At 43.5% G+C, this 14,857-nt stretch carries 12 protein-coding genes; 6 read left to right on the plus strand and 6 right to left on the minus strand.

Annotated features, from left to right (window positions below; all coding sequences use genetic code 11):
• Nucleotides 1–403 precede the first annotated feature (403 nt).
• The 5 genes from dinG (at nucleotide 404) to xthA (ending at nucleotide 4,886) form a co-directional block, all read left to right on the plus strand.
• Entirely contained in the window at nucleotides 404–2,479 is a 2,076-nt protein-coding gene (gene dinG, locus NL626_RS02805) for an ATP-dependent DNA helicase DinG (RefSeq protein WP_253656966.1), read from the plus strand.
• A 14-nt stretch (nucleotides 2,480–2,493) separates the two neighbouring features.
• Complete coding sequence (locus NL626_RS02810) at nucleotides 2,494–3,279, plus strand: TSUP family transporter (protein WP_138940022.1); 786 nt, start codon at nucleotides 2,494–2,496, stop codon at nucleotides 3,277–3,279.
• The gene (locus NL626_RS02815) at nucleotides 3,276–3,821 is read left to right on the plus strand and encodes a primosomal replication protein (protein ID WP_005378431.1); all 546 of its coding nucleotides are present in this window, start codon (nucleotides 3,276–3,278) and stop codon (nucleotides 3,819–3,821) included. The genes NL626_RS02810 and NL626_RS02815 overlap by 4 nt, the downstream gene beginning before the upstream one ends.
• Nucleotides 3,821–3,985 carry a pleiotropic regulatory protein RsmS gene (gene rsmS, locus NL626_RS02820; protein ID WP_005378432.1) on the plus strand — a complete coding sequence of 55 codons (165 nt, stop codon included), beginning with the start codon at nucleotides 3,821–3,823 and terminating at the stop codon, nucleotides 3,983–3,985. The genes NL626_RS02815 and rsmS overlap by 1 nt, the downstream gene beginning before the upstream one ends.
• A gap of 94 nt (nucleotides 3,986–4,079) precedes the next feature.
• On the plus strand, nucleotides 4,080–4,886 hold the full coding sequence (gene xthA / locus NL626_RS02825; RefSeq protein WP_005387861.1) for an exodeoxyribonuclease III: 807 nt from the start codon (nucleotides 4,080–4,082) through the stop codon (nucleotides 4,884–4,886).
• Between the two features lie 96 nt (nucleotides 4,887–4,982).
• Here the strand turns inward: xthA and NL626_RS02830 are convergent, their stop codons facing one another.
• The 6 genes from NL626_RS02830 to NL626_RS02855 all read right to left on the minus strand — a co-directional run bounded on the left by NL626_RS02830 (nucleotide 4,983) and on the right by NL626_RS02855 (nucleotide 12,691).
• Complete coding sequence (locus NL626_RS02830) at nucleotides 4,983–7,703, minus strand: ImpA family metalloprotease (protein ID WP_253656967.1); 2,721 nt, start codon at nucleotides 7,701–7,703, stop codon at nucleotides 4,983–4,985.
• Nucleotides 7,704–7,857: 154 nt separating this feature from the next.
• Nucleotides 7,858–8,535 (minus strand): ABC transporter permease, encoded by a 678-nt coding sequence (locus NL626_RS02835; RefSeq protein WP_005378435.1) that lies wholly within the window; start codon nucleotides 8,533–8,535, stop codon nucleotides 7,858–7,860.
• A gap of 3 nt (nucleotides 8,536–8,538) precedes the next feature.
• Nucleotides 8,539–9,279: an ABC transporter permease gene (locus NL626_RS02840; RefSeq protein ID WP_005378436.1), complete on the minus strand. Its 741-nt coding sequence runs from the start codon at nucleotides 9,277–9,279 to the stop codon at nucleotides 8,539–8,541.
• 81 nt (nucleotides 9,280–9,360) lie between these two features.
• Nucleotides 9,361–10,131: an ABC transporter substrate-binding protein gene (locus tag NL626_RS02845; protein WP_005378437.1), complete on the minus strand. Its 771-nt coding sequence runs from the start codon at nucleotides 10,129–10,131 to the stop codon at nucleotides 9,361–9,363.
• Between the two features lie 83 nt (nucleotides 10,132–10,214).
• The gene (locus NL626_RS02850; RefSeq protein WP_005378438.1) at nucleotides 10,215–10,985 is read right to left on the minus strand and encodes an ABC transporter ATP-binding protein; all 771 of its coding nucleotides are present in this window, start codon (nucleotides 10,983–10,985) and stop codon (nucleotides 10,215–10,217) included.
• A 242-nt stretch (nucleotides 10,986–11,227) separates the two neighbouring features.
• On the minus strand, nucleotides 11,228–12,691 hold the full coding sequence (locus tag NL626_RS02855) for a 54K polar flagellar sheath protein A (protein WP_151514641.1): 1,464 nt from the start codon (nucleotides 12,689–12,691) through the stop codon (nucleotides 11,228–11,230).
• A gap of 453 nt (nucleotides 12,692–13,144) precedes the next feature.
• Between NL626_RS02855 and NL626_RS02860 the strand changes: the two genes are divergently transcribed.
• Nucleotides 13,145–14,692, plus strand: a complete 1,548-nt coding sequence (locus tag NL626_RS02860) for a DUF3360 family protein (RefSeq protein ID WP_253656968.1) — start codon at nucleotides 13,145–13,147, stop codon at nucleotides 14,690–14,692.
• Nucleotides 14,693–14,857 lie beyond the last annotated feature (165 nt).

Below are 14,857 nucleotides of genomic sequence, written 5' to 3' on the forward strand. Positions count from 1 at the left end.
AGCTAAGAGTGCAAAAGATTATTCTGGCTGTCAAATTTTCTAAATACCAATGTAAAAAAAACAAAATACCATTACAAAACAACAACTTGATAAGTTTACCTTTATTTATTCGACGAACATCTAACCAATCCCCGTTATTATTTGTAATTTACAAAATTATTAACAAATGGTTTTTTAATCCAATAAGTAAATTTTAAAAAAACAAAAAAAGAATAAAAACCTACAAATCAGACCAAGTTGGAGTTTTATATTTTTCATATAATGAAATTAATTTCATTAAGATTAGGTTCAATATTTTTTTGTGAAGGAGATCTACATTCCTTATAAAAGCATTCCGTTTTGTGAACTACTGTACAACTAGTGATGTGTGCTACTATTCGCCTCCAACGCATTTGAGGCCCGTATGCTGACCAGTAACATTCAAAAATCGATTCGTAATAGCTATCAAAACCTTCAAGATCAACTTGATAACTTTGTGCCTAGAAGAGCACAAAACTACCTTGTTGCAGAGATTGCAAAAACGCTGTGCGGTCAGTATCACAAATCTAACCGAATACTCGTTGCAGAAGCAGGGACTGGAATTGGTAAATCGCTCTCTTATCTAATGGCGACCATTCCCGTGGCTGTACATAACAATAGGAAAGTGGTTATCTCAACGGCGACCGTCGCTCTGCAAGAGCAGCTCATAAATAAAGACCTCCCTCTTTTTCGTCGGATTACCGACCGAGAGTTTTCTTTTATTTTGGCAAAAGGCCGTCAACGCTATTGTTGTGCAGAAAAGCTCGCCACTGCTAGCGGTGCTGATGGTGGCCAGTTAGCCATGTTTGAAACCAAACCTAAGCAAAAAGATATAGAGCTGTTAGAAACAATGCATCGCTCTCTTGCGCAAGGTAAATGGGACGGTGACCGTGATTCTTGGCCTAAACCCATCGACGATAAGCTTTGGCAACTGATTGTCAGTGATAAACACAGTTGCAATAACAGTTTACCAGGCCACCGCGGCTGCCCATTCCAAAAAGCGCGCTCAGAGTTGGATAAAAACGATGTCATCATTGCTAACCACTCTCTCGTCATGGCAGACGCAGATTTAGGTGGCGGCGTGATTTTACCTGAGCCAGAAAATACGATATACGTCTTCGACGAGGCACATCACTTACCTCACGTCGCTCGTGACCATGCTTCAGCATCTGCGAGTTTAAAAGGTGCGGCAGCATGGCTTGAGAAGTTAAATCAGTCGATTAGTAAGTTTTCATCACTCGCAGACGAGAAACGCGTAGCTCGATTTCGCAACGACCTTCAAGACGCGGTTCAGAACTTGATACCGGCACTGAGTCAATTGCCCAAACAGTTCGACCCAGCTCAATTTGAAGAGGGTATCTACCGCTTCGAACACGGTGAACTACCGGAGTGGCTAGAGAACCAATCCAAAGAGTTAAAGCAGTTCAGTAAAAAAGCAAATCAAAGTGTGGCAAAAATTGCCGACCTTATTGCGGAAAGAGTAAGGGACGGGGAGCTTGCGACAAGGTTGGCTGAACCAGCGCTTGCAGAGCTCGGTTTCTACATTCAAAGGTTAGAAAACCTAGCGCAAGTATGGCATTTAATGGCTGAACCAGCCCGTGAAAAAGGTGCGCCTTTAGCTCGCTGGTTAGAAACCCACCCCGATCACGAGGGTGATTTCATTGTGAGTGTTTCGCCACTTGAAATTGGATGGCAACTCGACCAACAGATTTGGAGCAGATGTATTGGCGCCATTTTGGTTTCCGCAACGATGCGTGCATTAAACTCTTTCCATTACTTTTGCCATCAGGTTGGTATTGATGGAAAACCAGAATCAGGCACTCAGTTTTTAGCGCTTGCGTCACCATTCGATTACCAAAACCAGGCAGAATTGCTCATCCCTGCGATGAAATATGAACCACCAGCGCCTCAATTTACTGAATATCTTATCGAGATATTGCCTAAGTACTTGGAAGACAAGAAAGCCAACTTAGTATTATTCTCATCCTATTGGCAGATGAACCAAGTCGCGAAGGCACTCTCTTCGGAGTTCATAAAAAAAGGCTGGGCGTTGCAAGTTCAAGGTGAAAGCTCACGTCAAGAAATTCTAAAAAAACATAAAAAGCTAATAGAATCAAATAAAACCAGCGTCTTATTTGGTACTGGCAGTTTCTCTGAGGGGCTAGACTTACCTGGCGAATTACTTGAAAACTTGGTGATTACAAAAATTCCATTTGGCGTTCCAACCTCCCCTGTTGAGCAGGCTCATTCCGAATACATTGAGAAAAAAGGAGGAAACCCGTTTATGCAAATAACTGTACCAGACGCAAGCAAAAAGCTGATCCAGAGCGTAGGTCGCTTACTGCGTAAAGAGAGAGATTCTGGTAGAGTAACGATTCTTGATCGACGCCTAGTCACTAAGCGATACGGACAAGCCTTAATCGACTCACTACCTCCATTTAAACGTAAAATAGAATATTAGAAGAATCACCATTTATGGAAATGATTGAGCCAACCATGCTGTTGGTGTTGGCGCTTGTCGCTTTTGTCGCTGGATTTATTGATGCAGTTGCCGGTGGTGGTGGCATGCTTACCGTACCTGCTCTACTTTCGCTAGGCTTGCCGCCTCATATTGCACTAGGCACCAATAAACTTGCCGCTACCTTTGCTTCTTCTACTGCAGCATTTACGTACTACAAAAAACGTCTATTCAAGCCTCAATGCTGGCGGCGTGCATTCGTGGCGACACTCGTCGGAGCGACATTAGGTACGCTATTTGTAGATGCGATTAGTACAGATTGGCTGGAAAAAGGATTGCCGCTTGTTATTTTGGCGGCAGCGTTGTATACCGTTTTTCATAAAACGCCCCACTCTGCTCATCAAAGTCCAATACCCGAGCCTTGCCCCAAACTTCATAAAAAACAGTACATACAAGGCTTATCAATCGGATTCTACGACGGACTCGCAGGGCCTGGAACTGGGGCTTTTTGGACAGTAAGTTCAATGGCGCTGTACCGGCTGAATATCTTGCTCGCCTCTGGCTTAGCAAAAGCAATGAACTTTACCAGTAACTTTACCTCTTTGATCACTTTTGCATTCCTCGGACATATCAACTGGGTGCTAGGCTTAACAATGGGAGTATGTTTAATGGCTGGTGCTTTTGTTGGCGCGCACTCCGCTATTAGATTTGGTTCTAAATTCATTCGTCCTGTATTTGTTACTGTCGTCAGCATACTAGCCATTAAATTGGCTTATGACGCATGGTTTGTAGGTTTGTCATGAACATTTCTCAACTCCAGGAAAATCTAGAACAAATGGCGAAGCAAGCCGCTGTTCTTGACCGTCAAAGAGGCGAACATCATGTTCCGCTTTTTGATGAGCGTTTATTTGGTTGCCGCTCTCGCTTACTTACTCCTTGCGTAAAAGAAGCAAAAGCCACGCTGGATGCGATTGTGCGTGAGCAAAATGAAGGTAAGCTCACCGCTTTGCGTGCTGAGTACCTCACTGAACGGTTAGTGGCGCAAATCGGTGCGATTCAACGCGAGATTTCTACCACTAAAATTCGTAAGAATGAAATCAAACATAGCAGCCATTTCCGTAAGCCTATCAACGTGCTTTATCAGGAGCTCGCTCAACACCAAGAGTGGGCAAGACGCTTGCGCGAGATGGTGTTAGAAAAAGAACGTGCTGTCGAAAGCGCTCCTAGTTTTATGCGTGCCGACGCTCAAAAAGTATTACTAGCAACCGAGCAACGTTTAGCGCGTTGTGAAGCAGCACTTCTTAAGCTAGAGAACCAAATTACACATAGGGAAAAACATCAATAATGGCTGACCAACCAACCTCGCCTTTAGATGACGCACCTGAAGAGATCAAACTGGCTGTCGATTTAATCTATTTGCTTGAGAGCAATGAGATAGATCCAGAAGTTGCGCTTAACGCTTTAAAGATCGTGCAAAACGACTTAGAAAACAAATTAAAAGCAAAGTAGCTCAGAGCGTTTCACTCCTTTCACCGAGACTCATTTTCAGTGCTCTTACACAATGATACTATTCATAAAAAGTACGCCCCCAAAAGGATAAATAATGAAAGTAATCAGCTTTAACATCAATGGACTACGTGCGCGACTGCACCAACTCCAAGCGCTAATCGACAAACACCAACCTGATGTGATTGGTCTTCAGGAAATTAAAGTTCACGATGAAGCATTCCCGATTGAAGCTGTCGAAGCCATGGGCTACAAAGTGTATTTTCATGGTCAAAAAGCACATTACGGCGTAGCAATGCTTTGTAAGCAAGAGCCTCTACACGTACAAAAAGGGTTCCCGACGGATAACGAGGAACATCAAAAGCGCATGATCATGGCAACGTTTTTAAATGAAAACGGCGAAAAGGTCACTGTGCTAAACGGCTATTTCCCTCAAGGGGATAACATCAGCCACGAAACCAAATTCCCATACAAGCGCCAATTCTATAAAGATCTGATGACCTACCTAAACGATCATCACAATAACGACGAGCAATTGATTGTTATGGGTGACATCAACATCAGCCCTATTGATGCAGATATCGGTATCGGCGAGCCAAACCGTAAACGTTGGCTAAAAACAGGTAAATGTTCATTCCAACCTGAAGAGCGCGAATGGTTGAAAGCCTTACTAGACTGGGGCTTTGTGGACACCTTCCGTAAGCTATACCCAGAGGTGAACGATCAATTTTCGTGGTTTGACTACCGTTCTCGCGGTTTTGATGATAACCGTGGCCTACGAATTGATGTCATTTTGGCAACCCCTTCTCTAGCGGAAAAGTGTATTGAATCTGGTATCGACTATGAGCTTCGTGGTATCGAGAAGCCTTCAGATCACGCACCAATCTGGTCAACATTTAAGTAATATATTGCAAAGCTATAAGCGAGACTCAACGCTAAGCTTAGTCCAATAAAAAGGGAGACTCAGTCTCCCTTTTTCATACAAATTACCACTTAATCACTAATTCAGCGGCCAAACCGTTTGACCATCAATAGTTATCGGTGTTTGAGCAAATTCGTTCAGACAGTAGCCTGTATTACTACTTGCAAAGTAAGTGAGCGGCATCGGCGGTAGATTCAGCGCCACAACCTGCTGTTTCGCTTTTTCTGTGAACGAGAACCCCCACATATCGAGATAGTTAGTCATATCTCGCTGAGAGATGTTGCTCAGAGCAATAAGTAACCAGTCGTTGTTCGAGATGCTATTTGCTTCTTCCCGAGAGTAGTTGGCGAAACCAATGCTCAATCGTCTCTCATCCCAAAGCGCATCGTCCGATTTTAAGCGGTTAAACTCACGTTCAATCAGGTGCAAGCGCGCCAATAAATGCCAACCATTTTTAAGCACACCTTCATGCTGCGCCGCCATCATCATTTGAATGTAAACACGAGCGCCCCAACTCCAACTGGTTTGATTTTGCGCAGCCATGTATGCGTTTGGATCCGCTTGAGTTCGGCTAGCTTGCAATAATTCAAACTGGCCTTTGAAATCCAAGCTTTGGCAAGTTGAAACTTTCCCCGTATTCTGGAAGAAACGAGACTTACTATAATACGAGTAGTAATTGGTCGTTGAATGCCCTTCCCAGCCTGAAAATCGGAATCGACCTTTTTCTAAACCATGACCAAGCTCATGTAAATCACCGTGACCGAGTGGGCTGAATGACCAGTAAGCATCGTAAGGGTTACCCGAACAACCATAACCACACGTCGCTTGGTCAGCGTTCATGTGCTTCACTATATCAATATTGGCGATTTCCCAACCTTGGTTTTGGGCGTATTGAATAATTTCAGGCACTTCATCTATGCCCGGCCCTTGGAAACCTGCCAGCACATGCGGGTAGTTGTGAACATATTCTTCTGTTGCAAGCGCCATTTCCGAAGGGGTAGACCACATTTCATCGTTGACCGACTCCAACATTTTGTCGCGCTTTGAGTGTACTTCAAACCCAGGAGTGATCAGCTCAGCCCAATCGAATAAATTGGCTTCTAACTGTTGAATAAAAGCGTCGTTGTCCTTCTCACTTCTCCAAACTGGATGCTGTGCCACATGATTAAATTTCAGTTCAACCGGAACATCATTTTTGTCAAAGTGAACCTGTACTGGACCACCATAAGGAGAAGTCAGCGTGATGGTTTCACCCGGCTTCACTTCATAGCCGAATGAAGTCAGCAGTTTTGGTCGCGTGTATCCATCTTTGCTGAACTCATGAGTTGCACCACTTCTTAAAGTGTTGATGACAATCTTAGTCGCCACATCATTGCTGTCATTACGTTTAACCGTAAAGGTTTCCCCAGGAAGCGCATACACACCAGCCGAACGGAAGTTACGCTTTGATTCCATATTAATCGTTGCACTGATTCTCTTTATTTCAGGGCTAAACTCACTACGGCTGAAGTTCCCCATATTTGGTTGTTTTGGGTTTACGCTTCGGCTGTTGTATTGCACGTAATCGGCAAAGTACGACTTTAGGAATTCGGTCGTTTGGGTTGATTGTTTGTCCATCGGGAAGACAACCGTTTGACGATAATGATCAGCCAGCAATACCATGAGTTTTTCGTATTGGTAGCCGTTTTGATTAAACAAATCTACTTTTAGTTCATCAAGCTTTTGCAACCAATGGCGAATGCTGTTTGCCCCTGCATAAAATTGACTGTCCATATTCGCAGTGTCAGGGCAGGATTTGTCATCACACTTTGACAAGTCAACGTTGAAATTTTGAGATTCAAAACGAGACAACAGCGCTTGTTGTGTGATGACAGAGTCCGGCACAACGTTCATCAACGATGAAGGTTCCCAGTCGACCAAGCCTAACTTACGCCAATAGTTATCTCCCACATAATCAACATGGAATTTTTCCAAAATGTCTTGGCCAAGATCAGTTAGTCCTCCATCCCAATGCAGGTATAGAACAGGAATTTGGGCTTGCTCAGCGTATTCCAAAGCTTCGAGTACTGGTTTGTTGGTATCTCCAGATTGCAGATGCTGTGACAAGATCAATAAGTTTGGAGTATTGGTTTGCAAGCAGTTAAGTAGCTTCGAACCATCGCATAGGTTGGCCTCGTTAAACGCCAACTCTTGTGAAACATTGTCTTTCAGCCAATTCCGAGTCGCTTGCTCATCCGGAAAGTAATAAGACTGATCCATTTGCGCGATGACGACGTTTGAAGTAACTCCGCCCGACAACCAAGTGACCAGGTTACTTAACCATTGCGTCATCGCAGAGTTGGAAGAGTCGGGAAAACGTTGTGCCGTTCTAAATGGGTTACTCCCTAATAGTGCGTAACGTTGACCATTAGACTTTTCCCCGGCAACGCCAATTGACAGAGCTTGATCTTTGTAACCGCTTGCCATGGCCTTATTGGTCATCAAGATGGTGTCGTTGAAGCCATACTGAGGTGCCAAGATCGCGGCATCATGGGTTGGATCCCAATAAAGACCTGAAAGGTTTTTCGCAATTGCAGATTTGATCGTATTCGACTGCATCTTGTGAGCTTCTACAACCTGACGACTTTTACGAATGAATTCGCTCGGGTCAGAAACGAGCAGTGCATTACCAGTTTCAAGAGCTTGTTGAACTGGAGCTGGCGTTGGTTTTACTTGAGCATTAGGTTGTGATTCTCCCTCTCCCCCACCACATCCTGTGGCTAAGGCGGCAATGCCCAACGATAGAATTGTTTTTTTCATTTTTACTTACTAAACAATGAGTTTACCGAATGTTAATGTAAGTTGATGAATAATAAGAAAGAGTCTTTTACATCGACTGAAAAAATAGGAATGAAGATAACAAAATTATCAAAAGCAATAGCACCCACTCCGATGCTATTGCCTCTATTGATAATTAGCTTAAAGGACGCAGATAAGCTAAGAAACGCTTCTCTGCCACTTTGAAACACCACAAGATCATAAACGTCAGTGCCATGTAGAACAGCCCCGCCGTCAGGAAAGACTCAAATGGTGCATAGTAGCGCGAGTTAACTAGACGCGCAGCACCAGTTAAATCCATGATGGTAACGATGCCCGCGACTGCACTTCCGTGCAGCATAAATATGACCTCGTTGGAATAAGCGGGTAATGCTCGACGCAATGCACTCGGCAAGATAATACGTCTGTATGTCATAAACTTACTCATGCCATAGGCTTTCGCAGCTTCCACCTCACCTTTCGGCAAACCATTAATCGCACCACGAATAATTTCTGCGGTGTAAGCCGATGTATTCAGAATAAAAGCGACCAAAGCACAAAACCAAGCGTTCTCCCACAAGGTATCTTTCACAGGGAAAAACTGATCCATGCCGTAGTAAATCAAATACAGCTGAACCAATAGCGGCGTTCCACGGAAAAAGTAAATGAATCCCCAAGAAGGTAAGCTTAGAGCGTAATTGGTACTATTGCGTGCCACGGCTAATGGGATAGAGACACACAAGCCAATAACCAACGCTAATCCCACTAACCAAACTGTTGTCCAAAGTCCCTGAAGATAAGTTGGAAAGCTTTCAATAATCAAAGAAAAGTCCATAACTTACCTCGCATGAATACTGAACTTACGCTCAACAAGCTTGAGTAGCCCGGTCGAAACGCTGGTAAAAAATAGAAAGATGAGCGCGACAGCCATGTAAAAGGTGAACGGCATTTTGGTCGTACCTGCTGCCAATGAGCTCATTCTCACCATGTCATCCAGACCAATAATGGAAACTAACGCTGTGGTCTTAAGTAACACTAACCAGTTATTACCAAATCCAGGTAATGCATGACGAATCATCTGAGGAAGTAAGATTCTTCTAAACGATAAAGCAGAACTCATCCCATAAGCTTTCGCCGCTTCTAATTCACCCTTGTCCACCGCCATGATCGCTCCGCGAAAAGTCTCCGCCATGTAGGCGCCAAAGATAAAACCAATCGTGAGTACACCAGCAATAAATGGGCTGACATCAATATAATCAGGTAAGTAAGACGTCCATTCATGGTTTGGATCACTCGAGGCAAACCACTCGTTAAGCGTTTCGTTAATGGAGTAAAGGCTGTTATTTAAAAGTATTTGTCCACCAAAGAAAATCAGCATCATCAGAACCAAATCTGGAATGCCGCGAATGACTGTGGTGTAAAGAGTGGCAATCGCCCTTGCCCATTTGTAAGGTGCTAACTTAGCTAATGCGCCAAGCATGCCTAAGACCATGGCGAGAATGAGTGAAAGCACTGCAACTTCTATTGTTACTAAAGCTCCTTTCAAAATCGAAGCTTCGTATCCTTGTAAATCTAGCATAGGTGAGTTCCTAATCCCTAAACTCAAAAAATCGACCGTTGACTACTTCTAGGAACAAGCCAACGGTCGCTTAATTACGGTTTATTCACCGTACACATCGTAGTTAAAGTATTTACCAGCAATTTCTTGGTAAACACCTTTCTCACGTAGTGAAATAATTGCTGCGTCGAGTTTCTTCGTCAGATCTTTGTCTTGTTTACGAACAGCGATACCCATACCTTCACCAAACCATTTTGGATCGGTTAACGACGGTCCAACAAACTCATAAGCTTCGCCACCTGCTTTGTTGATCACACCCTCTTCTAGAGCAGAAGCATCACCTAAAACAGCAGCAATTCGACCATTTTCTAGATCAAGATACGCTTCATCAAAAGAGCCATAACGCACAATTTCAACATCATCGCCGTAGTTGTCAGTTAAGTACTTGTCATGTGTCGTCGCACGTTGCACGCCAATTTTGACATCTTTAAGATTATCAAAATCTAGACCCGCACCTTTCTTAGCGATAAATTTATTTGGAATTTGTGCGTACTTGCCAGTGAAATCGACTTTTTTCTTGCGCTCTTCAGTGATAGACATTGCTGCGATGATGGCATCGTACTTACGTGCAAGCAGAGAAGGAATAATACCATCCCAATCTTGAGCGACGATTTTGCACTTCACTTGCATCTCTTCACAGAGTGCATTTGCCATGTCTACGTCAAAGCCTTTTATTGAGCCATCAGTTTCTGTCCAGCTAAACGGAGGGTAAGCACCTTCGATACCAAAGCGAACTGTTTTCCATTCTTTCGCTTGGGCAACACCTGATACTGCCGTTGCAGCAATCGTTGCTGCTAATAACCACTTTTTCATTTCCATACTCCTGTGATTGCTATTTTATTTCGTTTTGTTTGTTGTGTTGGCTTAGGAGGCAATAGTCTGCCGCCTAACAAATATTAGTAAATGGATGAGATAAACTGCTGTAATCGTTCTGAATCCGGGTTTGTAAATAGCTTAGCTGGATTTCCCTGTTCTTCCACTAAGCCTTGATGTAAAAACATCACATGGTTTGATACGTCACGCGCAAACGCCATTTCGTGCGTGACCACCAGCATAGTTCGCCCTTCATCTGCCAAATCTCTCATTACCCCCAGAACTTCTCCTACAAGTTCTGGGTCAAGCGCAGAAGTTGGCTCGTCAAACAACATCACCTCTGGGTCAACTGCTAGCGCACGGGCAATAGCTGCACGTTGCTGCTGGCCGCCAGATAAGTGCCCAGGGTAATAATCCTTACGCTCATACAAGCCTACCTTCTTAAGCAAGACTTCTGCGTTTTCAATCGCTTGAGCTTTTGGCACGCCTAGGACATGAACAGGCGCCTCAATCACGTTTTCTAGTACGGTTAGGTGAGACCAGAGGTTGAAACCTTGGAAAACCATTGCCAGGCGTGAGCGAATACGTTGGACTTGCTTTTCATTAGCAGGAACAGATTCACCTGCTCTGTTGTTCTTCATTTGGATTAATTCACCATTTACCCAAATTTCGCCCGCGGTAGGCGTTTCTAGCAAGTTGATACATCTGAGAAAGGTACTCTTACCTGAGCCGGAAGAGCCAATGATGGAGATAACATCTCCTTTGTGCGCGGCAAGTGAAATGCCTTTTAAAACTTCATTTTGTCCAAATGTTTTGTGCAGGTCTTTTATATCTAGCGCTGGTACATCATTCATGCGCCCTACTCCCTGTGTTTTTTGTCACTGCAATTAAGGGACTCCGCCCTCTCTAATTCGGAACAAATTAGCACCGCCCTCTGAAACTTGCAACAAATTATTAACCTAAATAATTCGAATAGAAAGATACGATAGACAAATTAATATGCAATATATAGCAACATATTCTTCAAAAGTTGAATATTAAATATAAAAAAGCCCCTTTCAAAGGGGCTTAATAAATTTACAAAAGTGTTAAGACGCTACTTAACCAATACCATAAAATCAGATTTCTGAGCATTCGTATTGACCTTCTCAGAATCAACTTCACTGATCACAAGACCATCGTGATCCACTTTAAGATCGGTCACATCACCATGAGAGAAAAGAGAAACAAAGTCATAGCTATTTAGGTTTGCTTCAGCAGACTCCACGACAATAGATTGTGAGAAATCACTTTTAGAAGAAACTTTCAAATCTTGCTTCACACTGTCATCGAATGTGTAGTAGAACAACTCCGGAACAACGACATCACTCTCTAAAGTTGTAAATATCTTGTGTGTTACTCGGTGTAGTGTTCCAGAGTTAGACTCTGCACGATATGCAAGGCGGCTAAAGCCTTTATCTTGGTCAGTGAAAGCAAAACCAGTATCAATAGTTGAGCCTCTCACCACATGCGACGCAGGCAGAGCATTTAGGTTGTAGTAAGCGCTTGGATCAATTGAGATATCCCAATTTGCGTCCTGATACATCTTTTGGTTCAGCACTACCGTCCAACCATTGATAGGTTTTTCAGCTGCAACACTGTAAGTCCAAGTTTCCGTTTTTGGCTCAAGCGGGTGGTAGAACTTCGTCGTTGACATAGGTAGCTCTGCAACTTCGTAGTTGTAATCACCAACAAGTACACTGATGTCTAAAGTGTCATATTTAAAAAGTGTTGGGTTCAAGATTGGAGAAGAACCATTCATGCCAACCAACGGCAATGGTGATTCACTCGACCAATCGCGAATACCATACTGGTGCAGTTCTGTTTTCGCTGCGTCTGCATATTGTAGCACGACTGTCGACTCCATCTTCGAACCAATTGCTCTTACATCCAAAGAATCAATAGAATAGGTAGGCTTAGACTCTTTCGCAATTTTAGATATGAAGTTGTACTCTAAGCCACCAGCCTCCGTTGCTTCATATTTAAGGTCAGTTCGGGTAGCCTTACGGAAGTTGCCATTTTTATTGCAAGCAGACACCGCCTCTCGATTCATTGAGAACGTTGAGTTTCTAAGGTTATTGTCCTTTAAAAAATCTCGACCGAAGCTGTTTGCCGTAAATACTGTTCCAGAAGCATCAAGCAACTGATAAGTAAAATAGCCGTCCTCAGGAATGTCTTCTAGAACAAATTTCAAAGTAGTGCCTGATGGGTAGATAAAGTCGCCTTGACGGACACCATTCTTGTCTGAATAGAAACCGACGACCTTACCTCCTGTTAGCTGTGCACTTACGGCTGGTTGATAGGTCAATACCTGCTCGATGCCGTTGCCATCTACTCTTCGGTCGTAAATAGTACAGCTGTCTTTTTGTGCATTTGTTTCACTAATGACATTTGGAGCTGCAAAAGTAAAAGTGAATGTAGTTCTTGGTGTGGAACTACCGCCACCGCCGCCACCGCCGCCACAACCGACCATTAACCCTGAGATGATTGCCACTAGTGGCAGTACTTTAAGCTGTTTCATGTCTTTTTCCTAAACTGAGCGGCAATGATTAGCCAAAAAATTGTCTTTGCTCTGTCCAAAGCAAGAATAAAGCCAGCTTTATATAATCATCGTGAATATTGACATTTAATCTGCATCTCGTGCAAAAGGACAAAAAGTTCTAATTTTATGCAACTTGTGTAATGAAATTACACAAGATCTCCGCATCTCATTCGCATGCCAGAAACTTTCTGTAGTTTTATTTCACAACCATTCTTAAAGTGATCTAAATCAATCACCCTAAATGGCTATCTTGCTAGACTCCTGCCAAAAGATGAGGCTTTTTTTGTGCCTCAACACAATAAGTTATTAGCTATGCTTAGGCACAGTGTCGACGTGTAACAAATCTAACAATAGCTAGCATAAGCGTGCCGCAGGATGCGGACTAACACAATTGAATGAAGAATTCATAACTTTTAAATATATGAGGAATCTATGTCAGACGCAGTTAACAAAACGCACTCTGATTCAGATATCGAGACCAAGAGCTACCGTGAGCTTCATCGTCCAGCATCTGAGTTCGCAAGCCGTTCAGACTACCTAGACCACGAACTACAAATCATGAAGCCACGTCGTTTTGGCTTGAACTTGCCAGGTCGTGACTTCCGCTTTGAGCTTGAAGACCTTGTTCCAGCGCTTGCTGGTACTATCGGTATTATCGCAATGTACTCTGCGGTAATGATGTCTTGGGCTGAAGGTCTTACTGCAGCATGGGACCACGTAAACTTAGGCAAGGACTTTGCTATCGAAGTTGCGCGTGTAGAAATGCTCATCCCTGCACTTCTTTTCTGTGTACTTGCCTCTGGTTTTATTAACCCTAAAGCCAACCTAGCAGGCAACCACGGCCCAATGATCCCTCTTATTGGTACCATCGCTCTTGCTGGCGCTCACCCTCTTGCATTAGCAATTCTCATTGGTGTGTTTGGTTTGATTTTGAGCCTCTTAAAAGGTGGGTCAAAACTGGTTAACCTCACCTCTGAAGGTACGGCTGGTGGCCTTCTTATTTTCTTAGGTTTAACCGGAACCATGAGCCAAATTAACTCTATTCAAGCTTGGGCTGTTGGTTTGCAATCCGATACGATTGCCGCTGGTAGCATGGGTTACATCGGTCTAATTGTTCTTGCGGTTACCATTGGCTTATACGCGTTCCTTGCTAAAGTGAACAAACGCTGGCTAGCGATCCCTGTTTGTGCCTTCACAGGACTTGCAATCGCACTTGCTCTTGGCGCAGGCTTCGATATTAAATTCGTAACCGAGACAGGCCTTCCAAACCTAAATCCAATCTACTGGTGGGGCTCAACAGAAGAAGGTTGGATGCTTGGTCTTCCTAATATGGAACACTTCATCGCTTCACTACCATTCGCCATTCTTGCGGTAGCAATGTGGTCACCTGACTTCTTGGGTCACCGTATCTTCCAAGAGATGAACTACCCACGTAAGAGTGAGAAAGTGCTGATGGACGTTGATGACACAATGACAATGTGTTCCGTTCGCCAAATGGTCGGTACTGCAGTGGGTGGTGGTAACATCACATCATCTTGGGGGACTTACATGATCCCTGCTGCAATCGCGAAACGCCCTATTCCTGCTGGTGCCATCTTACTAGGCTCTCTATGTATTATTGTTGCAATCCTTGGTTTTCCTATGGACGTTGCAGTATGGCCTCCAGTTATGCGCGTTGCTCTTCTCGTTGGTGTATCTCTACCACTGCTTGAAGCTGGCATGCAGATGGTGAAGGACTCGAAAGACTCACAAGCAGCAGGCATTTGTATCTTTGGTTCTGCCGTTGTTAACCCAGTTCTAGCTTGGGCATTAACTATGCTTTTAGATAACAACGGTTTAATTGGAGATAAAGAGCGCGCGTCTCGCCTATCATTTGTAGACAAGATTGTGATCCCAGTAAGCGTACTTGTTATCTGTTTAGTTGCTATGCTTGCAGTTGGTATGCTTGAAGACCAGTATGGCATCCAAGCTTGGCTATAAGCTAGCAGTCCAGAAATTTGTGGGTAGCGCTCGTCGCTACCCCATTTTTATCGAGATTTTTGAGGATTTATTGATTTAGTTTAAGGTTTGCAAAAAAATTTTAGTTTAACCTCTAACTGTTGCTTAAAAAGAGAAACGTTAAAACTAGTGACAATATTTATAGTT

This window comes from Vibrio sp. Y58_MX_L22 (assembly GCF_024181865.1).
Lineage (GTDB): Bacteria > Pseudomonadota > Gammaproteobacteria > Enterobacterales > Vibrionaceae > Vibrio > Vibrio alginolyticus.